Origin of the sequence: Pseudomonas sp. NPDC085632 (genome assembly GCF_044541255.1) — a bacterium.
GTDB lineage: Bacteria > Pseudomonadota > Gammaproteobacteria > Pseudomonadales > Pseudomonadaceae > Aquipseudomonas.
The window spans coordinates 29,838-53,621 of record NZ_JBITSX010000026.1; the positions used below are offsets into that span (position 1 = coordinate 29,838).

Annotated in this window: 19 protein-coding genes and 1 riboswitch; of the genes, 5 read left to right on the forward strand and 14 right to left on the reverse strand. The window is 60.8% G+C overall.

Features of this window, described 5'->3' with window-relative positions; genetic code table 11:
• Positions 1 to 198: 198 nt before the first annotated feature.
• Positions 199 to 1,953, forward strand: a complete 1,755-nt coding sequence (locus tag ACIF4X_RS17400; protein ID WP_397483086.1) for a molecular chaperone — start codon at positions 199 to 201, stop codon at positions 1,951 to 1,953.
• A 118-nt stretch (positions 1,954 to 2,071) separates the two neighbouring features.
• On the opposite strand, the gene serB is transcribed toward ACIF4X_RS17400, so the two are convergent.
• On the reverse strand, positions 2,072 to 3,286 hold the full coding sequence (gene serB, locus ACIF4X_RS17405) for a phosphoserine phosphatase SerB (RefSeq protein WP_008079219.1): 1,215 nt from the start codon (positions 3,284 to 3,286) through the stop codon (positions 2,072 to 2,074).
• 134 nt (positions 3,287 to 3,420) lie between these two features.
• Here serB and ACIF4X_RS17410 point away from each other — a divergent pair, with 134 nt between their 5' ends.
• Positions 3,421 to 4,926, forward strand: coding sequence for an AhpA/YtjB family protein (locus ACIF4X_RS17410; protein WP_397483087.1), 1,506 nt, complete (start codon positions 3,421 to 3,423; stop codon positions 4,924 to 4,926).
• 387 nt (positions 4,927 to 5,313) lie between these two features.
• Here ACIF4X_RS17410 and ACIF4X_RS17415 read toward each other — a convergent pair whose 3' ends face one another.
• The 9 genes from ACIF4X_RS17415 to ACIF4X_RS17455 form a co-directional block, all read right to left on the reverse strand.
• Positions 5,314 to 6,024: a membrane integrity-associated transporter subunit PqiC gene (locus ACIF4X_RS17415; protein ID WP_397483088.1), complete on the reverse strand. Its 711-nt coding sequence runs from the start codon at positions 6,022 to 6,024 to the stop codon at positions 5,314 to 5,316.
• 177 nt (positions 6,025 to 6,201) lie between these two features.
• Positions 6,202 to 8,466, reverse strand: coding sequence for a DNA topoisomerase IV subunit A (gene parC / locus ACIF4X_RS17420; RefSeq protein ID WP_397483089.1), 2,265 nt, complete (start codon positions 8,464 to 8,466; stop codon positions 6,202 to 6,204).
• Between the two features lie 7 nt (positions 8,467 to 8,473).
• Positions 8,474 to 8,998, reverse strand: a complete 525-nt coding sequence (locus ACIF4X_RS17425) for a TIGR02281 family clan AA aspartic protease (RefSeq protein WP_397483090.1) — start codon at positions 8,996 to 8,998, stop codon at positions 8,474 to 8,476.
• Complete coding sequence (locus ACIF4X_RS17430) at positions 8,995 to 9,984, reverse strand: esterase-like activity of phytase family protein (protein ID WP_397483091.1); 990 nt, start codon at positions 9,982 to 9,984, stop codon at positions 8,995 to 8,997. The genes ACIF4X_RS17425 and ACIF4X_RS17430 overlap by 4 nt, the downstream gene beginning before the upstream one ends.
• Positions 9,984 to 11,891: a DNA topoisomerase IV subunit B gene (gene parE / locus ACIF4X_RS17435; RefSeq protein ID WP_397483092.1), complete on the reverse strand. Its 1,908-nt coding sequence runs from the start codon at positions 11,889 to 11,891 to the stop codon at positions 9,984 to 9,986. The genes ACIF4X_RS17430 and parE overlap by 1 nt, the downstream gene beginning before the upstream one ends.
• A 41-nt stretch (positions 11,892 to 11,932) precedes the next feature.
• Entirely contained in the window at positions 11,933 to 12,541 is a 609-nt protein-coding gene (locus ACIF4X_RS17440; protein WP_397483093.1) for a YqiA/YcfP family alpha/beta fold hydrolase, read from the reverse strand.
• 283 nt (positions 12,542 to 12,824) lie between these two features.
• Positions 12,825 to 13,640, reverse strand: a complete 816-nt coding sequence (gene cpdA / locus ACIF4X_RS17445) for a 3',5'-cyclic-AMP phosphodiesterase (RefSeq protein ID WP_397483094.1) — start codon at positions 13,638 to 13,640, stop codon at positions 12,825 to 12,827.
• 97 nt (positions 13,641 to 13,737) lie between these two features.
• Positions 13,738 to 14,190, reverse strand: a complete 453-nt coding sequence (locus ACIF4X_RS17450) for a DUF1249 domain-containing protein (protein ID WP_397483095.1) — start codon at positions 14,188 to 14,190, stop codon at positions 13,738 to 13,740.
• On the reverse strand, positions 14,181 to 14,798 hold the full coding sequence (locus ACIF4X_RS17455) for an NUDIX domain-containing protein (RefSeq protein WP_397483096.1): 618 nt from the start codon (positions 14,796 to 14,798) through the stop codon (positions 14,181 to 14,183). Before ACIF4X_RS17455 ends, ACIF4X_RS17450 begins: the two co-directional genes overlap by 10 nt.
• Before the next feature lie 225 nt (positions 14,799 to 15,023).
• Here ACIF4X_RS17455 and ACIF4X_RS17460 point away from each other — a divergent pair, with 225 nt between their 5' ends.
• On the forward strand, positions 15,024 to 15,770 hold the full coding sequence (locus tag ACIF4X_RS17460) for an RsiV family protein (RefSeq protein WP_397483097.1): 747 nt from the start codon (positions 15,024 to 15,026) through the stop codon (positions 15,768 to 15,770).
• On the opposite strand, the gene cytX is transcribed toward ACIF4X_RS17460, so the two are convergent.
• On the reverse strand, positions 15,739 to 17,031 hold the full coding sequence (gene cytX / locus ACIF4X_RS17465) for a putative hydroxymethylpyrimidine transporter CytX (protein ID WP_397483098.1): 1,293 nt from the start codon (positions 17,029 to 17,031) through the stop codon (positions 15,739 to 15,741). The genes ACIF4X_RS17460 and cytX overlap by 32 nt on opposite strands.
• 147 nt (positions 17,032 to 17,178) lie before the next feature.
• Entirely contained in the window at positions 17,179 to 19,071 is a 1,893-nt protein-coding gene (thiC, locus tag ACIF4X_RS17470) for a phosphomethylpyrimidine synthase ThiC (protein WP_093430149.1), read from the reverse strand.
• A gap of 146 nt (positions 19,072 to 19,217) precedes the next feature.
• A riboswitch (TPP riboswitch) is annotated at positions 19,218 to 19,323 on the reverse strand.
• 206 nt (positions 19,324 to 19,529) lie between these two features.
• On the opposite strand from thiC, the gene ACIF4X_RS17475 reads away from it, so the two are divergent.
• Positions 19,530 to 20,963 (forward strand): TolC family outer membrane protein, encoded by a 1,434-nt coding sequence (locus ACIF4X_RS17475; RefSeq protein WP_242208834.1) that lies wholly within the window; start codon positions 19,530 to 19,532, stop codon positions 20,961 to 20,963.
• 90 nt (positions 20,964 to 21,053) lie between these two features.
• On the opposite strand, the gene waaA is transcribed toward ACIF4X_RS17475, so the two are convergent.
• On the reverse strand, positions 21,054 to 22,328 hold the full coding sequence (waaA, locus tag ACIF4X_RS17480) for a lipid IV(A) 3-deoxy-D-manno-octulosonic acid transferase (RefSeq protein ID WP_397483099.1): 1,275 nt from the start codon (positions 22,326 to 22,328) through the stop codon (positions 21,054 to 21,056).
• An 11-nt stretch (positions 22,329 to 22,339) separates the two neighbouring features.
• On the reverse strand, positions 22,340 to 23,236 hold the full coding sequence (locus ACIF4X_RS17485; protein ID WP_397483100.1) for a LysR family transcriptional regulator: 897 nt from the start codon (positions 23,234 to 23,236) through the stop codon (positions 22,340 to 22,342).
• A 109-nt stretch (positions 23,237 to 23,345) separates the two neighbouring features.
• Here ACIF4X_RS17485 and ACIF4X_RS17490 point away from each other — a divergent pair, with 109 nt between their 5' ends.
• A complete protein-coding gene (locus tag ACIF4X_RS17490; protein ID WP_007915730.1) occupies positions 23,346 to 23,678 on the forward strand; it encodes a multidrug efflux SMR transporter in 333 nt (110 codons plus the stop codon).
• Positions 23,679 to 23,784 lie beyond the last annotated feature (106 nt).

Below are 23,784 nucleotides of genomic sequence, written 5' to 3' on the forward strand. Positions count from 1 at the left end.
CGGGAGACCTGCCCGAGATTGGCGGCAGGCCGTGCAACCGTGCGTTTCCGATCGCACGCCTGAGAGACTAGTAGGGCTCATGAACTGGCATCCGGCCAGCAGACCAGCGGTCAAAAAGCCTGACGCCATCCGACGAAAAAGACCACAGCTGCTAGAGTTTGGGGCATTGCCCATTTCGCCGCCGGAGCCATTCACGGCATGAGTGAATCTCGCCCCCAAGCCTCCCTGAGCGCCCCAACTCCGACGCAAATACGCCTGTCGTTTTGCGAAGCCACCCCGCGTGACCTCAAGCGCTGGATCGCCGGCCTGCCAAAAGCCAATATCGGCGAAACCGCTCGCCTGCTTTATCAAGCCATGGGCGAACTCAACCAACTGCTCACGCCCAGCGACAACCGCCTCAGCCTGCTGGAGCTGTTGCGACCCGAGGTGTATTTCGTCTGCCAGCATCTGGAGCGGCACTTCCTGCATCAAGCGATCATGCTCGACGTGCGTTCGCGCAAGATCAGCAATCTCTGTCAGGCACTGCAAAGCCATCTGGCCGTCGGCTACAAACAGATCGTGCTGCGCATTGCGCCGAAGTACAGCAAGGATCGCGCAGCATTGGTCAGCTTGGCCCTGCAACGGGCAGCCCATGCACTCAAAGGGCAGTTGCTGCGCGCCACGCAGCTGTACAGCTCGCCGCCGGAGCATCTGTGGTTCGAACTGCATCAGCTGTATCGCAGCGCCGTTGAACTGCAACTGCAACACCGCCGCGTGCACGACGATCTGGCCAGCCTGACGACAGACCTGAGCCTGGAACAGACCTACATCGCCGCACTCTTGCTGGGCAGCGCCCGTTGTAATCAGTTGCGGCAGAACCAGATCGCCCGCTTGGCTGAAGTGCTGGAGCCGTGGAGTGCGTTGCTCAAGCTGCATCCCGCAAGCCCGGACGCTGGCCTGTTGGCGATCAGCGCGGAACTGGATGCGGGGCCACGCTACCGCAGCATGTTTCGCAGCGAGCAACAGCGCGGATTGCTCAGCTTCGATCCACAGCCGCTGGTGAACGCCATCGAAGCGCATCTGCTGCATCAGAACACGACGACGCCGCTGTCTGTACCGACCGGACTGAGCTTCGATACCCTGCAGCACTTGCACGCAAGCTGGGGGCACGCCGCCGAGCGCAGCTTTCAGCGCACCGTCGGCCAAGGCAATCTGACCGTTTGCGTCGGCATGAGCGCTCTGCACTTCTACCTCGCTGGCGAGCGCAGTTTCAGCGAACTGCTCAAGCATCCCGGCGCGCGCTCGGCGAATTTCAGCAGCGCCGTCGCCCAAGGTGAAAAGGACAGTTGGAGCCAGGCCTTCGACGCAGCGCCGCAGAGCAAGGCTGATGAATTTTTACCCTACGAGGAAATTCAGTACGACCATTTGCTCGAGGATGAAAACGGCACCGACAGCACACCGCATTACCCGACTCATGCCTTGCCGGTGATCAATCACAGCCCCGGCGGTTACTGTCTGGCGTGGCCAAGTGAAGTGCCCGCCGAATTACAGGCCGGGGAGATGCTCGGGGTTCAGGACAGTGTCAGTCTGGGCTGGAGCATTGCGGTGATCCGCTGGATTCGACAGGTGCGCGGCGGCGGCACGCAGATGGGCATTGAACTGGTGGCACCGCACGCGCAGCCCTGCGGTTTGCAACTGGTACGTTCGCGGGACGATCACAGTCAGTATTTGCGCGGACTATTGTTACCGGAGATCAGTTCGATCGATTTGCCGGCGACCTTGCTGGCGCCACGCTTGCCGTTTCAGGAGGGCAGCAAGGTGCTGATCAACACTCAGGGCGAAGAACACCGTGCCGGGCTGGATCGGCGGGTGGCAAGTACGCACAGTTTCAATCAGTTCGCTTATCGCTCGCTGGAGGCCGCGCAGAATAGCGGGAGCGAGGAGGATTTCGATTCGCTGTGGAAGTCGCTTTGAGCGATCAGTCATAAATCGGCGTTGCGGCCTTCGCGAGCAAGCTCGCTCCCACATTGAAATGCATTCCAATGTGGGAGCGAGCCTGCTCGCGAAGGAGCCAGATCAAGCATTGAAGATCTTAGAGCTGCCCGTCGCGATCACGGAAACCCAGCAGATACAGCACGCCATCCAGACCCAACGTCGAAATCGCCTGCTTCGCCGACTGCTTGACCAGTGGCTTGGCGCGAAACGCCACGCCCAGCCCGGCAATCGCCAGCATCGGCAGGTCATTCGCGCCGTCGCCGACCGCGATGGTCTGCTCCAGACGCAAACCTTCCTTGTGCGCCAACTCTTTCAGCAAATCAGCCTTGCGCTGCGCATCGACAATCGGCTCGATCGCCACGCCAGTGCACTTGCCGTCGACCACTTCCAGTTCATTGGCAAACACGTAATCGATGCCGAGTTTGGCCTGCAACTGCTTGGCGAAATAGGTGAAGCCGCCCGAGAGGATCGCGGTCTTGTAGCCCAGACGCTTGAGCTCGGCGAACAGCGTTTCGGCGCCCTCGGTCAGGCGTAGCGAAGCGCCGATCGAGTCGAGTACGCTGACGTCGAGGCCTTTGAGCAAGGCCAGACGCTCTTTGAAGCTGGCACGGAAGTCCAGTTCGCCGGCCATCGCTCGCTCGGTGATTTCCGATACTTGCTCGCCAACGCCGGCGGCCTTGGCCAATTCGTCGATGACTTCGGCTTCAATCAGCGTCGAGTCCATGTCGAACACCGCCAGACGACGATTACGACGGAACAGCGAATCTTCCTGGAACGCGATGTCGACATTCAGCTCTTGGGCAACGCTGAGGAATTCGGCACGCAGCGCCTGCGGATCGGCCGCTTCGCCACGCACGGAGAACTCGATGCAGCCCTTGCCTTTGTCGGCTGGCGTGTCCAGCGGCATGCGACCCGACAGACGGTCGATGTGATCGATGTTCAGACCATATTTGGCGGTGATCGAGCTGACCGCCTGCAATTGGCCGGCCGTCACTTTGCGGGTCAGCAGGGTGACGATATGGCGCTTCTTGCCCTGATTGCCCACCCATTGCTGGTAATCCTCTTCGGACACCGGGGTGAAGCGCACCTGCTGGTCGAGCTCATAGCCCTTGAACAGGATGTCCTTGAGCACCGATTTGCCCTGTTCGGAATCGGGGATTTCAACCAGGATGCCGAACGACAGGGTGTCGTGGATCACCGCCTGACCGATGTCGAGAATGTTCACACCACCTTGTGCCAGAACGCCGGTAATGGCCGCAGTCAGACCCGGACGGTCGACCCCCGTGATGTTAATCAGGACGATTTCGCGCAACGCGCACCCCCGCAACTGGAAAAAAACCGCATTCTACCCACTTTCAGTGACCATCGGGCACCGCGAGCGCTATGCCGGTCTAGGGCCTGTCGCTATACTGCGCGTCAACTTCACGGACAAAAGAGCCGAGCTCAGTGAACCGGCCCACGCCAGTTAAAACCGATAACTTCTTCCTGCTGATCTTCCGTGCACTGCGCCACCGCCGTGTACCGATTGCATTGCGCATTGCCAGCCATAACGTGATCCTGGTCGCTCTGGCCCTGGTGATCTATGCCGGCGTGATGGGTTTGCAATTCAAGCAGGCCATGCACCAGCAGGCCGATGCACTGGGCGAAAGCCTGACCACGCAGACCGCGACCTCTGCTACCGAGCTGTTGGTGTCCAACGACATCCTCAGCCTCAATGTGCTGCTCAACAACCTGACCAAGAACAAACTGGTGGCCCACGCGGCGATCTACAGCGTGGATAACCGCATCCTCGCCGAGTCCGGTCAGCGGCCCAAGCACAGCCTGCTGGGCGAAGCCGAAGGCATGTACGAGAGCAAGATCACCTTTCAGGACGTGACCGCCGGGCAACTGCGCATCAGCCTCGACATGGATCAGTTCCAGCAGCCGATGACCATCAGCCTGCAAAGCATGGGCATTCTCAGCGGGATTCTGTTGGCGCTGTCGCTGGCCCTGAGCCTGCGCATGGGCCGCTATCTGTCGACGCCGCTGCTGCAACTGCGCGTCTGGTTGCGTCGTATCGACGAACACACGCCGGGCATCGATCGTCAGGATGAAATCGGTGATTTGGCGCGTCAACTACACGCCAACTACGCGCCGGAGCCTGCACCTCAACCGGAGCCGGAATTCGAGGACGAAGAAGACGAGCCGGAATTCGAAATGCGCAACTTGCGTGATCCGAGTTTCGACGAAACCCGTCCGATGGCCGCGCAGAAGCCTGCGCCGCGGCATCTGGTCAGCACCGTCGAAGACGATGATGACGATGACGCGTTCGCCGATCTGCGCGACGAGTCGCTCGATGACGCCCCCCAACCCGTCGTCCGCCAACCGTCGCCAAGCGTGCCGCAGCACACCGCCGTGCTGGCCGTGCAACTGGGCTCGCAGGAACAACTGCGCCGCTTGCCGCGGGCACGCCTGGAAGAGTTGCAGGAGCGTTATCGCGACTGCCTCGATCAGGCCGCTTCGCTGTATCAGGGCGAAATCGAAACCCTCAATGACGGCAGCACGCTCATGCTGTTTCACACCGAAGACAGTGGCGATGACTACCTGACCAATGCGATCTGCTGCGGCGAACTGCTACGGGCATTGGGTCATCAGTTGCAGATTGAGGTCGCTGACAGTGGTATCACCCTGCAATTGCAGCTGGGCCTGACTTTGGGTGACGAGCTGTTTGGCTTGAGCCAGATTGATCTGCTGCTGACCGATTCCGCACAGGACGCACTGGCCTTGTCGCAACACAGCCGCAACCTGCTGCTGGTTGAGCGCAAGATCAGTGATGACGCGCTGATCCGCCAGCGTGCGCGAATCCGGCCGATCGCCAGCCCTGAGGGTGCTTGCTGCGTAGAGCGCTTGATGGAGCCTTATCCGTCGATGCTGGAGCGGCAACTGGCGCGGATGCATGAGCGTCGGGCTTAAGTTTTAGGCTTGAAACACAGAAGCCCGCAGACAAGTGATTGTCTGCGGGCTTTTTTGTTGCCTGCACTTTCCCCCTCACCCTAGCCCTCTCCCAGAGGGAGAGGGAACCGATCCGGGGATATTGAAGACCTGCAGCGACTTGAACGCCCAGCTGTGAATCCATAATCGCCAGGATCGTCGAAGTATAGCGCCAGACACCACGGTCGGCCCCTGCCCTACCGACCCCATAATCGCCAAGCTCGTTCAGGTCAATGCATAGCGCCAGACACCTAGGTCGGCTCCCTCTCCCTCGGGGAGAGGGCTGGGGTGAGGGGCTTCTGGTCTCTCCACCCCCCCAGACACAACAAAGCCCGCACAAGGCGGGCTCTGTCTTGACTCGATCCAGGCTTAGAAGCGGAACACTTCCATATCGGTACGTATCGGCGATGCCATCGGAATCTTCGGCTGTTTCTCGGCTTCCGCCGCCGGCGCTGCCGGCTTCGGCGCCGATTTACGCGGTGCCTCGGCCACCGGAGGCTGATTGGCCAACGGTTTCAGCGCCACCGACAATTGCTCGGCCAGACGCTGCAACAAGATACCCTGCGCCTGAACCTGCGAAGCCGTACTGCCGGCGTGCAGCTCTTGCAGATGAACGATGCGGTTATCGCGCACCTGACCACGGCGGTCGATCAGACGCCACTGCGCATCAAGAATCGCCGGTTGTTTTTCACCCGAGTCCAGACGCGTGATAGTCAACAACACCTGCACATCCGGAGTGAACCCACCGGTGGCCGGAGCCAGCACCACGCGCTGGCTGTCCAGATGACCCGCCACCTGACGCATCAACAACTGATCGATATCCGACGAAAGGCTGCCGGCCCAACGACCGTCGGTCGCCGCTTGCAAACTGCCATCCGGTTGACGTTGCAGTAATGTTTCACGTTGCAGGTAATCGGCTACGACTACCGGACCCAACAAAACCGCCATGCCCGCGCTTTGCGCAGGCTGAACCGGACTTCCGCTGTCCAGTTGATACAGCGACACCGGCTGGCGAACGCTGCAACCCGCCAGGCCCAAAACGCCGGCGAGCAGGAAAATAAGGGGGCGCAGAGCAGTCATCATCCCGTCCAGGTGGCCGCCACAAGGCTGACCACAGTGAAAATACTCAATAAATATGAAGAACGCTCGGCCACGCCGGCGCTTGGAAAGGCCATATCATCCGTGAATATGCGTTCCGACTCCAGCGCCAAAGCGTCGATCTACGCGTTAAATCGTGGATCGGACGCTCTAGGACGCTTAATTGAGGTTTTCGACGAGCAGCGCATCCACTCTCTGGAAGCCCCTTGGAAGCTTATTGCCACGACGTCCACGCTCACCTTTGTAGTGTTCGAGGTCGTCGGCCTTCAGCGACAGGGTCCGTTTACCGGCCTGCAGCACCAAGGTGGCGCCTTCCGGAATGACGGCGATGTCCGTGACATATTCTTCGCGACTGGCCACACGCTCACCGGGAATACCGATGATCTTGTTGCCTTTGCCCTTCCCTAATTGTGGCAGATCGCTGATTTTGAAGATCAGCAGGCGACCTTCGGTCGTCACCGATGCCAGCCAGTTGTGCTCGCGGTCAGCCACGGGTCGCGGCGCGATCACTTTGGCGTTGTTTGGCAGGCTCAACAGGGCTTTACCGGCCTTGTTCTTGGCTTGCAGATCTTCGCCTTTGACCACGAAACCGTAACCGGCGTCGGAAGCGATCACGTACAGCGCGTCGTCTTCCGGCATCAGCACGCATTCGAAGGTCGCGCCCGGTGGCGGTGTCAGACGACCGGTCAACGGTTCGCCCTGGCCACGCGCCGACGGCAGCGTATGCGCGGCAACCGAATAACTGCGGCCGGTGGAGTCAATCACCACCGCAGACTGGTTGGAACGCCCTGCCGCCGAGGTCTTGAAGCCGTCGCCAGCCTTGTACGACAGGCCGGTGGCGTCGATCTCGTGACCCTTGGCCGAACGAATCCAGCCCTTTTCCGACAGCACGACGGTGACTTTCTCGTTCGGCAGCAGATCGTGCTCGGTCAACGCTTTGGCTTCGGTGCGCTCGACGATTGGCGAGCGGCGATCGTCGCCATAGGTTTCGGCGTCCTTGATCAGCTCGGTGCGCACCAGTTTTTTCAACTTGGCTTCGCTGCCCAGCAGGGCTTGCAGCTTGGCTTGCTCCTTGAGCAGTTCGTCCTGCTCGTCGCGCAGCTTCATCTCTTCCAGTCGCGCCAACTGACGCAGACGGGTGTCAAGAATGTAGTCGGCCTGAATCTCGCTGAGGGCGAAACGCTCGATCAGCTTGGCTTTCGGGTATTCCTCGGTACGGATGATGTGGATCACTTCATCCAGGTTGAGGTAGGCAATCAGCAAACCGTCCAACAGGTGCAGACGACGCTCGACCTTGTCGAGGCGGAATTGCAGGCGTCGGCGCACAGTCTGCACGCGGAATTCCAGCCATTCGACCAGCAAGGCGCGGAGGTTTTTCAGCTGCGGCTTGCCGTCCAGACCGATGATGTTGACGTTGACCCGGTAGGTCGACTCCAGCTCCGTGCTGGCGAACAGGTGCTGCATCAGCGCTTCGTGATCGACGCGGCTGTTGACCGGAATGATGACGATGCGGCACGGGTTCTCGTGGTCGGATTCGTCACGCAGGTCAGCGATCTGCGGGGCTTTCGACGGTTTCGCCTGCATCAACGCGGCGATCTGCTCCAGCACTTTCGCACCGGAGACCTGGTGCGGCAGCGCGGTGACGATGATGTCGCCGTCCTCGACGTGGTACACGGCGCGCATGCGCACCGAGCCCTTGCCGGTTTCGTACATTTTCAGCAGGTCGGCGCGCGGGGTGATGATTTCTGCTTCGGTCGGATAGTCCGGGCCTTGAATGTGTTCGCAGAGCTGTTCAACCGTGGCTTTCGGCTCATCGAGCAAGCGCACGCACGCGGTGGCGACTTCGCGCAGGTTGTGCGGCGGCACGTCGGTGGCCATGCCCACGGCGATGCCGGTGGTGCCGTTGAGCAGAATGTTCGGCAGGCGCGCCGGCAGCACCAGCGGTTCCTGCAGCGTGCCGTCGAAGTTCGGGCCCCAATCTGCAGTGCCTTGGCCCAGTTCGCTGAGCAGCACTTCGGAGTAACGCGACAAGCGCGCTTCGGTGTAACGCATGGCGGCGAAGGACTTCGGATCGTCCGGCGCCCCCCAGTTACCCTGGCCGTCGACCAGCGTGTAGCGATAGCTGAACGGCTGGGCCATCAGCACCATCGCTTCGTAGCACGCCGAGTCGCCGTGCGGGTGGAATTTACCGAGCACGTCGCCGACGGTTCGCGCCGACTTCTTGTGCTTGGAATCGGCGTCCAGCCCCAGCTCACTCATCGCATAGATGATGCGACGCTGTACCGGTTTCAGACCGTCGCCGATATGCGGCAAGGCACGGTCCATGATCACGTACATGGAGTAGTTGAGGTAGGCACTTTCGGTGAAGTCGGCCAGCGACCGGCGTTCTACGCCGTCCAGGCTGAGATCAAGGGGGTTGCTCATGCAGGCCTCATCGGTTCGTTGTCTGGCGCAGCAGCATGGTGCCACCGCGCTGAGTAAATTCAAGTTTGTTCAGGGCGCTCATGCCGAGCAGCACCTGATCGCCATGCAGTCCCGGCGCCACCAGTGCGCGAACATCCCGCAGCACGATGTCACCCAGTTGCAGGCGGTCGATTTTGGTCCGATAGCCCTGGCTCAGGCCATTGGCCGTGCTCAGGGTCACACCGAAACCTTCTTCCAGCTTCAAACGTTTGGCCAGACCCGCCGGGATCGCCACATCGGTCGCGCCGGTGTCGAGCATGAACTCCACCGGCTCACCGTTGATCTGACCGCTGGCGACAAAATGCCCTTGGGCGTTGCCGGCCAGCTTCACTTCAATAAAACCTTCGCCCTGCTCCGAACTGACTACGACGTTCGGATTCTGCTGGCGCTGCTCCCACTGACCGAAAAACCGCGTGGCCAGAAACAGTGCCGCGCACCACGCCAGAATCATCAGCACCCGACCGGCGCGCTTGCCCGGCGGCTGTTGACTCATGGCTTGGCGCTCCAACCGCCATCCGGGGCAGCAAAGCGCCAGACGATCGGGCGTTTCTCGCCATCGGCGCGCACGCCATCGTTGTTGTCCAGGCCAATCCATGCACCTTGCGCATCCACGATAAGCGCTTCCGCCAGGCCATAGGCCTGTGAATAAAGGCGCTGTGGCTGCAAGGCATCTTCGGCGTACGACCAGCATTGTTCGACTTTGGCGGTGACCGCATCGCGGCGGCAAATCTGAAACGCGTTGCGCTCAAGGGTGAACAACTTGCCGTTGAACAGCGACAGATCAGCAAAGTCGCGAGTCACGGCGCGCGCCTTGGGAAATTGCGGCGGCTGCATCTCGACCCCGGCCTCGCTGAGCAGCACGCAAGCACCGTCGCAATCCCAGACCGTTTGTTGACGCTTGATCTTCAGCAGGCCACGGCGCTCACGCTCCGCCGCCAGCCACAGCTGATCACCCGCCGGGTTGATCGCCAGACCTTCGAACAGCGCGTTGAAGTGCAGCAACATGCCACTGGCCCGAGCTTCCTTCACCAGCATCGGCGAGATTTTCAGCCACGAGGCCGGGCCTTGTGGCGGCACCTGCAACACGGCGGCATGGGCCTCGCTGACGATGTAGCGATTGCCGGTGCTGTCGCAGGTAATGCCTTCGAAATCCAGATCACCGCCACGGATGAACGACGCCGCCCAGGTGCGCGAACTCAAGCCCCACGGCAAGCCGCTGTCAGGCACCGGTGGTACGTCGATGTGCACGGTTTCCGCCTGCCAGACCTGATCAGCGGTTTTAAGCCGGTAGATCTGGTCGTCATCGCGGTCGGACACGGTCCACAACTCATTGCCGCACAGCGCCAGCCCTGACAAATTACCGCCGCGCATGCCGTCGACCGGATGCTCGGAGAGCAGGCGCAATTCCTGTAATGGCTCAGCCGATACGGTCATTGCACTCAGCAGCAAGGCACCCGCCAAGGCCCAGCCAAACCGCATCAGGCCAGCACCTCGGCGAGGTTGCCTTTGGATTCGAGCCAGGTCTTGCGGTCACCGGCGCGTTTCTTCGCCAGCAGCATGTCCATCATTTCCGAGGTTTCGGCAAAATCTTCGCCCAGCGTCAGTTGCACCAGGCGCCGAGTGTTCGGGTCCATGGTGGTTTCGCGCAGCTGCGGCGGGTTCATTTCACCCAGACCTTTGAATCGGGTGACCTGAGGTTTGCCGCGTTTTTTCTCGGCGACCAGACGGTCGAGAATACCATCGCGCTCGGCTTCGTCGAGGGCGTAGTAGATCTCTTTGCCCAGGTCGATGCGGTACAGCGGCGGCATCGCCACGTAGACGTGACCGGCATCCACCAACGGGCGGAAATGCTGGACGAACAGCGCGCACAGCAAGGTCGCAATGTGCAGACCGTCGGAGTCGGCGTCGGCGAGGATGCAGATCTTGCCGTAGCGCAGCTGGCTCATGTCCGCCGCGCCCGGATCGACACCGATGGCCACGGCGATGTTGTGCACTTCCTGACTGGCAAGCACTTCGCTGCCGTCGACTTCCCAGGTGTTGAGGATCTTGCCGCGCAACGGCAGGATCGCCTGGAATTCCTTGTCCCGCGCTTGCTTGGCGGAACCGCCGGCGGAATCACCTTCGACCAGGAACAGTTCGGAACGCATCGGATCCTGACCGGCGCAGTCGGCCAGTTTGCCCGGCAATGCCGGACCTGCGGTGACGCGTTTGCGCTCGACTTTCTTGCTCGCTTTCAGGCGACGACCGGCGTTGTTGATCGCCAGTTCGGCCAGCGCCAGACCGGTTTCCGGGTTGGCGTTGAGCCACAGGCTAAACGCATCCTTGACCACGCCAGAGACAAACGCCGCCGCTTCACGGGATGACAGTCGCTCTTTGGTCTGGCCGGAGAATTGCGGCTCCTGCATTTTCATCGACAGGACGAAGGCGATACGCTCCCAGACGTCTTCCGGCGCCAGCTTCACTCCGCGCGGCAGCAGGCTGCGGAATTCACAGAATTCGCGCATCGCGTCGAGCAGGCCCTGACGCAAACCGTTGACGTGGGTACCGCCCTGCGCCGTCGGGATCAGGTTGACGTAGCTTTCCTGCACTGCGTCGCCACCTTCCGGCAGCCACAGCAGCGCCCAGTCGACCGCCTCTTTATTACCGGCGAACGCGCCGCAGAACGGCTCGTTCGGCAGGCGTTCGAATTCGCTGACGGCGTCGACCAGATACGAGCGCAGACCGTCTTCGTAATGCCACTCGACTTTCTCGCCAGTGCCTTTGTCTTCGAAGCTGACCAGCAGACCTGGGCACAGAACAGCCTTGGCCTTGAGCACGTGCTTAAGGCGGCTGATGGAGAATTTCGGGGAATCGAAGTATTTCGGGTCCGGCGCGAAGTACACGCTGGTGCCAGTGTTGCGCTTGCCGACGGTGCCGACGATTTCCAGCTCGGTAGCCTTGTAACCATCAGCGAAGGTCATCTGGTATTCGTTGCCGTCACGCTTTACGCGTACGCGCACTTCGGTCGACAAGGCGTTGACCACGGAAATACCCACACCGTGCAGACCGCCGGAGAACTGGTAGTTCTTGTTGGAAAACTTGCCGCCCGCGTGGAGCTTGGTGAGGATCAGCTCGACGCCCGACACACCCTCTTCCGGGTGGATGTCGACCGGCATGCCACGGCCGTCGTCGCTGACTTCCAGCGAATGGTCGGCGTGCAGGATGACCTGCACCGATTTGGCGTGGCCGGCCAAGGCTTCGTCGACGCTGTTGTCGATGACTTCCTGGGCGAGGTGGTTCGGCCGACTGGTGTCGGTGTACATGCCGGGGCGTTTGCGCACCGGGTCGAGGCCCGAGAGGACTTCGATGGCGTCGGCGTTATAAGAGCTAGCGCTGGGAGTGGCCATAGGGTCTCGTCGTCAGTCATTCATGAAATAGGGGCAAGACTTCACAGTGCGGTGAAATCGATTGCCTGATACACATCGGGGCCAATGCCGGCAAAACTCAGCAACGCCGGCAATTGCCCGGCAAAACCCTGGAAACTGTGGTCGCCGCCGGCCTGAATGCGCAAGGCACAAGCGCGGTAATACTGCTGGGCGAGGCGATAATCCAGTGTTTCATCGCCGGTCTGCAACCAGACCTGATAGCGCTGCGCATCCTGAGGCGCCGGCACTTCCAGTTCGGCCAAAGCCGTGACGTGGTCGTGAGTCAACTCCCAGGTTTCATCGGTATACAGGTTTTTCTGCGGGCCCAGATAGCCGTCGAACATCCGGTGCGGGCTGACCGCCGGGTTGACCAGCAGGGCTTTCAGGCCATGGCGCTCGGCCAGGTGAGTCGCATAGTAGCCGCCGAGTGAGCTTCCCACCAGCAGCGGGCTGCCCAGTTCGGCAATCGCTTGTTCCAACTGACCGATGGCTTCGCGCGGGTGGTGATGCAGGGCGGGGACACGCAGTTTGTCGCTCAACGCCAGTTGCTCCATCACCGTTAACAGCTGCGAGGCCTTTTTCGAGACCGGGGCGCTGTTGAAACCGTGGATGTAGAGGATCGAACCGGACATTTGAGCTCCCTGGGTGTCGGTTTGGGTTTGCGGAGTTTACAGGGAGAGAAGAGCGGATTGGGGGTGGTTTCGAGAAATTGGTCATTCTGCAGGGGCGGCCCTCACCCTAGCCCTCTCCCAAAGGGAGAGGGGACTGATTAGGAGATATTTAAGAGATACGCCGACCTGAAAGTGATTGGGCGAATCCATAATCGACTCGGCATTTCAGGTCGGCGCATGACGCAATACACCTCGGTCAGCTCCCTCTCCCTCTGGGAGAGGGCTGGGGTGAGGGGCTTCGGCGTCAGTAACCTTCAGAACCGTAGTCGACAGTGAACTCGAAGTCCGTGACGCGCTCAACCCCGGTTTCCAACCGCCCATCCGGCAACAACCGCAACCACCGATAGCCTGGCGCCTGCTCACCGACCTTAAAATCCTCACTCCCCGGCTCGAACTGAATGCAGGTCGACGGCGAAGCCATCAACCGCACGCCATTACGTTCGCGGTCAATTTCCTGATGCACATGCCCCCACAGCACGGCGCGGACCTGTGGAAAACGATCCAGCACTTCGAAAAATGCCTCGGGATTGCGCAAACCAATCGGTTCCATCCACGCGCAACCGATCGACACCGGGTGATGGTGAAAACACACCAGATGATGACGCTCCGGCGCTTCGCTCAGCGAGCGCGCCAGCAGCTGCAATTGATCATCCTGAAGATACCCCGGCACCGAACCCGGCACTGCCGAATCCAGCATGGTCACCCGCCAGTTGCCGATATCCACCACAGGCTCCAGCAGCGTGCTCTGCACGGCGGCCTGGGCCATGATCATCGGTTCGTCGTGATTGCCGGGAATCCAGCGCGCCGGCGCGTCGATCTGCGCGCTCATCTGGCGAAACTGCTGGTACGACTCCAGCGTGCCGTCCTGCGAGATATCGCCGGTGGCCAGAATCAGGTCGATCTGCGGCTGCTGCCCCAGCACCAATTCGATGACCTTTTGCAGGCTCTCGCGGGTGTTCATGCCCAGCAGCGTACCGTGCGCTTCAGCGAACAGATGGCTGTCGGACAACTGCACCAGCAGCGGCGAATCGGCGGAGGTCAACGTGGATACGCTCGGCAAGGCGTTCTCCCAAGGCAAAAGCACGGAATCGATAGTGCCGCAATTATGCTGGGGGATCACCGAAAGAGGAAACTGCCGAACCGGACGCAGTTCACAACTAGCGTACGACTTCGTACTCGTGCCCCAACGCCAGGCAATGACTCAGCCATTCCCCCAGGAACAGATTGAGCTGGGCCTTTTCATCTGGCTGATGCATGGCCGCGTTCGGGTAAGGATAGATGCCGCGAAAGCGTCGTGCATGCTCGGCGCTGACCACTTCGGCCATGCGCGCGTCGTGATAGACCTGCACTTCCAGTTGCGGCACCGGCAACCACGGCAGGCTGTGTTCCTGGCGCACTTGCAACGTCGTGGTGTAAGGGCAGGTTTGCAGCACCTCGAGGGCCAGCACGCCGAGCATCTGCTCGCCCTGAGTCACGGCGATGCGCCTCGCCTCGGGCTCGCTGCGCATGTCCGGCAGCAGTCGCATCAGACGCGCGTAGTTGGCCTCGCAGGCGGCTTGCAGCCCCGCGAGGTCGACTCGATAGCGATCGCGCAACTTGTTTACGACCATAACCCCCTCACTTCGGCGCGGTTCAGCGCCAGCCACTGCAACGCGATGATGCTCGCCGCATTGGCAATGCGTCCGTCACGGACGGCCTGCAAGGCATCTTCAAAGGCCCAGACCGTGACGCGGATATCTTCTGCCTCTTCTTCCAGGCCATGCAGGCCACCTACGCCTTCGGTACTGCAACGCCCCAAATACAAATGCACGAACTCGTTGCTGCCGCCCGGCGACGGGAAATATTGGGTCATCGGCCACAGGGCCTTGATGTCCAGCCCAGCTTCCTCCTGCGCTTCGCGACGAGCAACTTCTTCCGGCACTTCGGCCTTGTCGATCAGACCGGCGACCAGTTCGACCAGCCACGGGTTGTCGGTCTTGCCCATGGCGCCGACGCGGAACTGTTCGATCAACACCACTTCGTCGCGCTGCGGATCGTACGGCAGCATGCACACGGCATCGTGGCGCACGAACACTTCACGATTGATCTCGCGGCTCATGCCACCAGCGAACAATTCGTGGCGCAGGTGCAAACGGTCGAGCTTGTAAAAGCCCTCGTAGCAACGTTCACGCCGCACGACGTCAACGGTGGTCGGAATGGCGTTGGCAAAATCAGTCATGAGCATCCTCGTCTACTGCAAATCCATTACGAGGTTCCTGTTATTGGCAACCTCGACTTCGCGCCATCCTAACGCGCCCGCACCGTTTGATGCAGCCCCTTTACCGTCAGCGGGATGGACGGTGGAGGCGAAACCCACTCTAATTAGCTTAGTGGCGAACTGACTGCTTCTGCGAGAGTCGAAGCGGATATCTTTTTGCCTTCCCCTGCTTTCGAAAGGACGCCCATGTCGCTTTTCAAAATTGCCTCCGTGGCCGCCATTGCCCTGACTCTGGGCGCGTGCGCAAGCCTGTTCCAACCCAACTACCGCACGCCGCTGGAAACTACCCGCGATGCGTCGGAACAACTGAAACCGGGCTGTTCCAACCCTGACTGCCCACTGGTGAACATCGACACCCTGCGCTTCCCGGCCGAACCTGCGCTGGACGGCATTATCGAAAAACGCCTGCTGCAAATGACCCGCACCGAAAAAAACGCACCGGTGGCGCCAACCCTGGCGGCCTATCGCGATCAGTTTCTGGCCACTGCCGGCCCGCGCAACAGCAGCTATCTGCAGGCGAAAGTACGCGAGCAGCATGACGGCTTGGTGATCATCGAGGTGTCTAGCTACCTCGACACCGGCGGCGCGCATGGCACACCGGGTCGCGGCTTCATCAACTATTCGCGCCAGCAGCACAAGGTGCTGAACCTGTCCGACATGCTTGTGCCGGGCCAGGAAGAGGCGTTCTGGAAGGCGGCGCAGGTCGCGCACAATAGCTGGCTGATCAGCACCAAGCTCGATCAGGAACCGGAGTTCGTGGCGAACTGGCCGTTCGTGAAAACCCCGAACGTGGCGCTGACTTATGGCGGCGTGATCCTCAAGTACGACGTGACCACCATTGCGCCTTACGCGCTGGGCCACGTCGAACTGAAGATTCCTTACCCGCGTCTGAATGGCATTCTCAAGCCTGAGCTGTTTCCCGGCCGTAACTGAAAGCCCGGCCCAGCACTAGCTGCAACAGCCCTGCCAGCACCAGCGCCGGCAGGGTTGCACCGACATCCGGATACAGATTCGCCAGCAAGTGGTAGGTGCTCACGCCCCCCAGCCACGCCAACAACGCCGGCCAGCGCAAGGCGGCTGACGCGACTTGAGCGCTGCGCTTGCGCAGAATGAAGTGATCCACCAGCACCACGCCGAACAGCGGTGCAAACACCGAACCGATCAGCAGCAGGAAATTCTGGTACTGCGCCAACGGCGCCAGCAGTGCGATCAGCGTGCAGATCACGCCGATGGCCAAGGCCAGGTGCTCGACTTTCAGGCGCAACAGAATCCCGCTCGATACCGCTGCCGAATGAATGTCGGCGAAGGCGTTTTCCGACTCATCGAGCAAAATCAGCAACAGCGGAATGCCCAGTCCGGCGCCGGCCAGTGCCAGCAGCAACGCGTTGACTTCACCGCTAGGCGCGAACGCAAGCGTGTACGCGACGCCAAGGCTCATCAGCCAGAAATTACCGATGAAGAAACCGACCGCAGTGCCACCGAAAACATTCTTCGCCCGCTTGCCGAAACGCGAGTAGTCGGCGATCAGCGGCAGCCACGACAGCGGCATCGCAATGGCAATGTCGAAGCCCACGGCAAATGGCATCGAACCGTCACCGGCACGCGACCAGAGATCAGCCAGATCGGCTTTGGCGAACAGGTTCCAGGTCAGCCAGAGACACGCCGCCAGCAACAGCCAGATGCCCCACTTGCGCAGGATCTGCCGGACGAAAGTCAGCGGGCCGCTGACCGCGAGCAAGGTGGCCAGCGTACCGAAAAACAGTGTCCACAACACCGGGTTCGACCACAGCGAGCCTTCACTGAACGCGCGGGTGCCGAGCAGGCTGGCCGCATCGCGCATGACGATGATTTCAAACGAGCCCCAACCGATCAGTTGCAGCAGATTGAGCAGCGCCGGCAGGCTTGCGCCTTTGCTGCCGAGGCTGAGTTTCAGCGCGGCCATCGATGACAGGCCAGTGTCGCTGCCGATCACGCCGACGGCGGCCAGCAGCAGCACGCCGACCAGCGTGCCGAGGAAAATCGCCAGCAGCGAACCGGACAGGCCCAAACCTGGCGCGAGCAATGCGCCGGTCTGCAGAACCATCAGGCCGATGCCGAGGGAGAACCACAGGGAAAACAGATCGCGACCGCCGAATACACGCTTGTCGGCGGGCACGGCGAGGTCGGGAGAATAGGTGCTGGGTTGAATGCTCAAGGGTGTTATCTCAGAGGGACATTTTTGTTGTGTTGTGATCGTTCCCACGCTCTGCGTGGGAATGCCTCTAGGGACGCTCCGCGTCCAGTGACGCGGAGCGTCACGGGCTGCATTCCCACGCGGAGCGTGGGAACGATCAGTACGGGGTCAAACCTTCTTGTACAGCTGACTGCCTTCCTTCTTGAACCGCTCGGCCTGTTCCGCCAGGCCTTGGGCGACGTCCACGTCGACCGCATCGATCCGCTGGTTGGCCGCATACTCGCGGACTTCCTGAGTGATCTTCATCGAGCAGAATTTCGGCCCGCACATCGAACAGAAATGCGCGACTTTCGCCGAATCCTTCGGCAGGGTTTCATCGTGATACGAACGCGCGGTGTCCGGATCAAGTCCCAGGTTGAACTGGTCTTCCCAACGGAATTCGAAGCGCGCCTTGCTCAAGGCGTTGTCGCGAATCTGTGCGCCCGGATGCCCTTTGGCCAAGTCCGCTGCGTGCGCGGCGATCTTGTACGTGATGATCCCGGTCTTCACGTCATCCTTGTTCGGCAGGCCCAAGTGTTCTTTCGGCGTCACGTAGCAAAGCATGGCGCAACCGAACCAGCCGATCATCGCCGCACCGATACCCGAGGTGATGTGGTCGTAGCCCGGCGCAATGTCGGTGGTCAGCGGGCCGAGGGTGTAGAACGGCGCCTCGTCGCAGCACTCCAGTTGCTTGTCCATGTTCTCCTTGATCAACTGCATCGGCACGTGGCCCGGGCCTTCGATCATGGTTTGCACGTCGTGCTTCCAGGCGATCTTGGTCAGTTCGCCGAGGGTTTCCAGTTCGCCGAATTGCGCGGCATCGTTGGCGTCGGCAATCGAACCCGGACGCAAGCCATCGCCCAGCGAGAAGCTGACGTCGTAGGCCTTCATGATTTCGCAGATTTCTTCGAAATGCGTGTAGGCGAAGTTTTCCTTGTGATGCGCCAGGCACCACTTGGCCATGATCGAGCCGCCACGGGAAACGATGCCGGTCACGCGTTTGGCGGTCAGCGGCACGTAGCGCAGCAACACGCCGGCGTGGATGGTGAAGTAGTCGACGCCCTGCTCGGCCTGCTCGATCAGCGTGTCGCGGAACAGTTCCCAGGTCAGGTCTTCAGCCGCGCCGCCGACTTTTTCCAGGGCCTGATAGATCGGCACCGTGCCGATCGGCACTGGCGAGTTACGGATGATCCATTCGCGGGTTTCGTGAATGTGCTTGCCGGTGGACAAGTCCATGATGTTGTCCGCGCCCCAGCGAATGCCCCAGGTCAGTTTCGCCACTTCTTCTTCGATGGACGAACCCAAAGCACTGTTGCCGATGTTGCCGTTGATCTTCACCAGGAAGTTACGGCCGATGATCATCGGTTCCAGTTCGGTGTGGTTGATGTTGGCCGGAATGATTGCGCGGCCGCGGGCGATCTCTTCACGGACGAATTCCGGGGTGATGATTTTCGGCACGCTGGCGCCGAAGCTGTGGCCCGGGTGTTGCTGATCCAGCAAGCCGGCGGCGCGGGCCACTTCGAGCTTCATGTTTTCGCGGATGGCAACGAATTCCATCTCGGGCGTGATGATGCCCTGACGCGCATAGTGCATTTGCGTGACGTTGGCGCCAGCCTTGGCACGGCGCGGGTTGTTGACGTGGGCAAAGCGCAGCTTGGTCAGTTCCGGATCGGCGAGGCGCTCGCGACCGAAGTTGGAACTCAGACCCGCCAGACGCTCGGTGTCGCCACGGTCGTCGATCCACGCCGAACGCACATCGGCCAGGCCTTTGCGTACGTCGATCACCACGTTCGGATCGGTATACGGGCCCGAGGTGTCGTAGACGGTCACCGGCGCATTGATTTCGCCGCCGAAGTCGGTAGGGGTCACATCGAGGGTGATTTCGCGCATCGGCACGAGGATGTCCGGGCGCGAGCCCTGAACGTAGACTTTTTGCGAACGGGTGAACGGCTTGACCGATTGCTCGTCGACCTTGGCCGAGTCACTCAGGTTGATCGCGTTTTTTGATTTTGTAGTCGTCATCACGGGCTCTCCAGACAGCATCCAGGCAGTGGATTGTCGGAGCAGAACCTGAAAGGCACGGACGCACCAGGACCGGTGCTGTGCATCGTCGTCGAGCGTTCGATTGTCGAACAATTTCCCGGACGAAGCACAAGAGGACTCGCCGGGTGACGAGAAATCTTGTTCCCTACGCAGGCGCTAACCTGATCAGGTTCAACGGGATCCGAAATTATTCGATCTCAGCCTCATAGCAAGGCACCCCGACAAGAACCCGGCCAGTCTAGACACAACCGGCAAAGAACGCCAACACCGCAGCAAACACCATGATGAATGGCATAAATACAGGGGCTTGGCCGATTGTTGTGAGGCAAATGCGCAACTACACTCGCTTTGCCCTGCCATGCCTTGACGCTGTGGGGCCTGCGCCTTACCTTTGGCGCCCGGATTACTTCCATAATATTAATGCTAGGGATCGCCTCATGCTGCGCAAACTCTCACTGGCTGTTGCCGTGTCTTGTGCGTCCAACGCAATGGCCTGGGCAGCAGAAGCGCCCTTGTCGACCAAAACCGACCTGGTCAGCGTCTATCAGGAGGCGGTCGACAATAACGCCGATCTGGCCGCTGCGCGCGCTCAGTACGGCGCACAGAAAGAAGTAGTGCCGCAGGCCCGCGCCGGGCTGCTGCCGAACCTGTCCGGCGGTGCCGAGACTGCCAACGTGCGCACCTCGATCGACCAGCCTTCTGCCGTGGCCAACCGCAGCGCTCATTCGTATCAGGCGACCCTCGCCCAACCCTTGTTCCGCGCCGATCGCTGGTTCCAGTATCAGGCTGCCAAGGACGTCAACGAGCAAGCTGCACTGCAACTTTCGGCGACCGAGCAGAACCTGATCCTGCAATCGGCAGAAGATTACTTCAACGTGCTGCGCAGCCAGGACAACCTCGCCTCGACCAAGGCCGAAGAAGCCGCGTTCAAGCGCCAGCTCGACCAGTCCAACGAGCGCTTCGACGTCGGCCTGTCGGACAAGACCGACGTGCTGCAATCGCAAGCCAGTTATGACACCGCACGCGCCAACCGTATCGTTGCGCAGCGTCAGGTTGATGATGCGTTTGAAGCGCTGATCACCCTGACCAACCGTCAGTACAACTCGATTCAAGGCATCGTCCACACGTTGCCGATCCTGCCGCCGGCGCCGAACGACGCCAAGGCGTGGGTCGATACTGCGGCGAAACAAAACCTCAATCTGCTGGCCAGCAACTTCGCTGTCAGCTCGGCTGAAGAAACGTTGAAGCAGCGCAAGGCCGGCCACTTGCCGACCCTTGATGCGGTGGCCAAATACGAGAAAGGCGACAACGATGCGCTCGGTTTTGCCAACCCGAACTCGTTCGGCACGCCTTATCACGGCAACGTCGAACAGAGCACGGTCGGCCTGCAACTGAACATCCCGATCTACAGCGGCGGACTGACCAGTTCGCAAGTGCGCCAGTCGTATGAGCAACTGAATCAGAGCGAACAACAGCGCGAATCGCTGCGTCGGCAGATCGTCGAGAACACTCGCAACCTGCACCGCGCGGTAAATACCGATGTCGAGCAGGTGCAGGCGCGTCGTCAGTCGATCATTTCCAACCAGAGTGCTGTCGAAGCGACGGAAATCGGTTATCAGGTCGGTACGCGCAACATCGTTGACGTACTCGATGCGCAGCGTCAGCTGTACACTTCGGTGCGCAATTACAACAACACACGCTATGACTACATCCTCGACAACCTGCGTTTGAAGCAGGCGGCGGGAACGCTGAACCCGGGTGATCTGGAAGACCTGCGGCGTTATCTGAAAGCCGACTACAACCCGGACAAGGATTTCCTGCCGCCGGATCTGGCCAAGGCTGCCGAGGCGCAGCTCAAGGCCCGGCCTTAAGCCTTAAAAACAAAAGATCGCAGCCTTCGGCGGCGCCTACAGGAAACGTATTCCAATGTAGGAGCTGCCGAAGGCTGCGATCTTTTTGCTTTATTTGATCAGTCGGCCCAAGCCATCCAGCAAGCGCTGCAACGCGCCCTGATTGCGGCGCATCACCGCCAGCCCGGCGTCGGCCATGCGCTGCGCATCACGCGGCAATTCGAACAAGCGCTGCACCTCCACCGCCAGCCCTTCGGCATCATCCACTTCGGCCAGCGCTCCGGCTTCACGCAATTGCGCGGCGATGTCGAGAAAGTTGAACAGGTGCGGGCCACTGATCACCGGTTTTGCCAAGGCTGCCGGCTCCAGCAGATTGTGTCCGCCGTTGGCCACCAGGCTGCCGCCGACAAACGCACTGTCCGCCAAGGCATAGAGAAACAACAACTCGCCCATGGTGTCGCCGAGCAGCACGCTCGTCCGCGCATCGACATGGGTCCCGGTCGAACGTCGTACCGTGGCGAAGCCTTCACGCTGACACAGTTCGAATACCGAGTTGAAACGTTCCGGGTGACGCGGCACCAGAATCAGCAGTGCATCCGGGTGATTGGCCAGCAAGCGACGATGGGCATCGAGCACCACTTCGTCCTCGCCTTCGTGGGTGCTGGCGGCGATCCACACCGGACGTTCCAGCGCCTGCCACTGCCCGCGCAGGTCGGCCGCGCGTTGCAGCAATTGCGGGTCGATAGTCAGGTCGAACTTGATCGAACCGGTGACCTCGACCGTTTCCGGGCGCGCACCCAGATCGCGGAAACGCTGGGCTTCGGCTTCGGTCTGTACAGCGAACAGACTCATCTCGGCAAGCATCGGCGCGGTCAGTTTGCTGAACCGGCCATAGCCGCGTGCCGAGCGCTCGGACAAACGTCCGTTGGCCAGCGCCACCGGAATCCCGCGCTTGGCGCATTGGTGAATGTGGTTGGGCCACAACTCGGTTTCCATGATCACCGCGAGCTTGGGCTGAACGCGATTCAGAAAACGCGCCGCCGCACACGGCAAGTCGTAGGGCAGATAACAATGCTGGATGCGCGGTTCGTTGGCGAACAGCGCCTGAATCCGCTCCGATCCGGTCGGGGTCATGCAGGTCACGGTAATCGGTGACTGTGGATAACGTTGCAACAAAGCGCGGATCATCGGCGCGGCAGCAATGCTTTCGCCCACCGATACCGCGTGCACCCAGATGCCGCCAGGTTGCAGTTTCGGCATGCCGTAGGAGAAGCGTTCGCCAATCCGCTTGGCATACGCCGGTGCCTTGCGCGCTCGCAGCCACAGCCGAATCGCCACCAATGGCAGCCCCAGGTAAAACAGCGCGGTGTAGAGAGTTCTATTCATGGCGGCGGAGTTTATCGACTTTTTTCACCGATCGCCCGCAAGTGCACGGCAAAACGTTCGGCCAGCCAGCGCGCGGCCGGTCCGAGGGGTTCGTCGCGGCGCCAGACCAGTTCCACCACCAGCGCCGGTGGCGTCCATTCGCTGTCGAGTTCGACCATCAAGCCCTGATACGCCGAGTACTGCACCACATGGCGCGGCAACCAGGCCCAGCCGAGATCACGCACCAGCCATTCCGACATCACGTAAAAACTGTCGGCACGCCATACCTGCGGGCTGGCCGGCTCGTTGCCGGGATAGACACTGGTTTGCGTCGACATCAGCAATTGCCGATGTTGCGCCAGTTGCTGGCAGGTCACGTAAGACTGCGTGGCCAACGGATGATTAATACCGCAGACGGTGACCATTTCCACGCTACCGAGCACGCGGCGCTCCAGCGCTTCGGGGATTTCATCGTGATAGAACAGCAGGCCGAGGTCAGCACGGCGCTCGACCAGTTTGCGCGCGACTTCGCCCTGGGCGGCACTGGTCAGTTGCACTTCGAGGCTGGGAAATTGTTCGGCGAGCGCGCCGAAACTTTCCACCAGTGCCTGATACGGCATCGCCTCATCCTGGGCCACCCGCAATTGCGCTTCCTGACCGCGCATCATCGCCATCGCCCGGCCATTCAGACGCTCGCATTGGCGCAGGACTTCACGTGCCTCTTCCAACAGCGCTTCGCCCGCCTCGGTGAGCGTTGGCTGACGGCCGCTGCTACGCTCGAACAGGCTGACACCCAAGTCATCTTCGAGCATGGCAATCGCGCTGCTGATCGCCGACTGCGCTTTGCGCTGCTGGCGCGCCACGGCGGAAAACGAACGGTGTTCGGCGACGTCGACAAACACCCGAAGTTGATCCAGATTCCACTGCATGCCGATCCACCAACCCATCTTCAGAACAGATAGGTAATGACTTTACCCCATCTGGCGAATCACTAGAATGCCACCTCAGCAAGCAACGATTTACATGAGGATTTGAACCATGAACGCCTATGCCTACCTGGCCATTGCCATCTGCGCCGAAGTGATCGCCACTGTTTCCATGAAAGCGGTCAAAGGCATCAGTACGCCGCTGCCATTGGTGCTGGTCATCGTCGGCTACGCGATTGCGTTCTGGATGCTGACGCTGGTGGTGCGCACCGTTCCGGTCGGCGTAGCCTACGCGGTCTGGGCCGGCATGGGCATCGTGATGGTCAGCGTCGCGGCGCTGTTCATCTACGGGCAGAAACTGGATATCCCGGCAATGCTGGGGATGGCGCTGATCGTGCTGGGCGTCGTCGTGATCCAGCTGTTCTCGAAAACCGCCGGCCATTAAAATCCAAACACAATCCCTGTGGGAGCGAGCTTGCTCGCGAAAGCGGTTCGTCAGTCGCATGATTGCTATCTGACACCCTCTTCGCGAGCAAGCTCGCTCCCACATT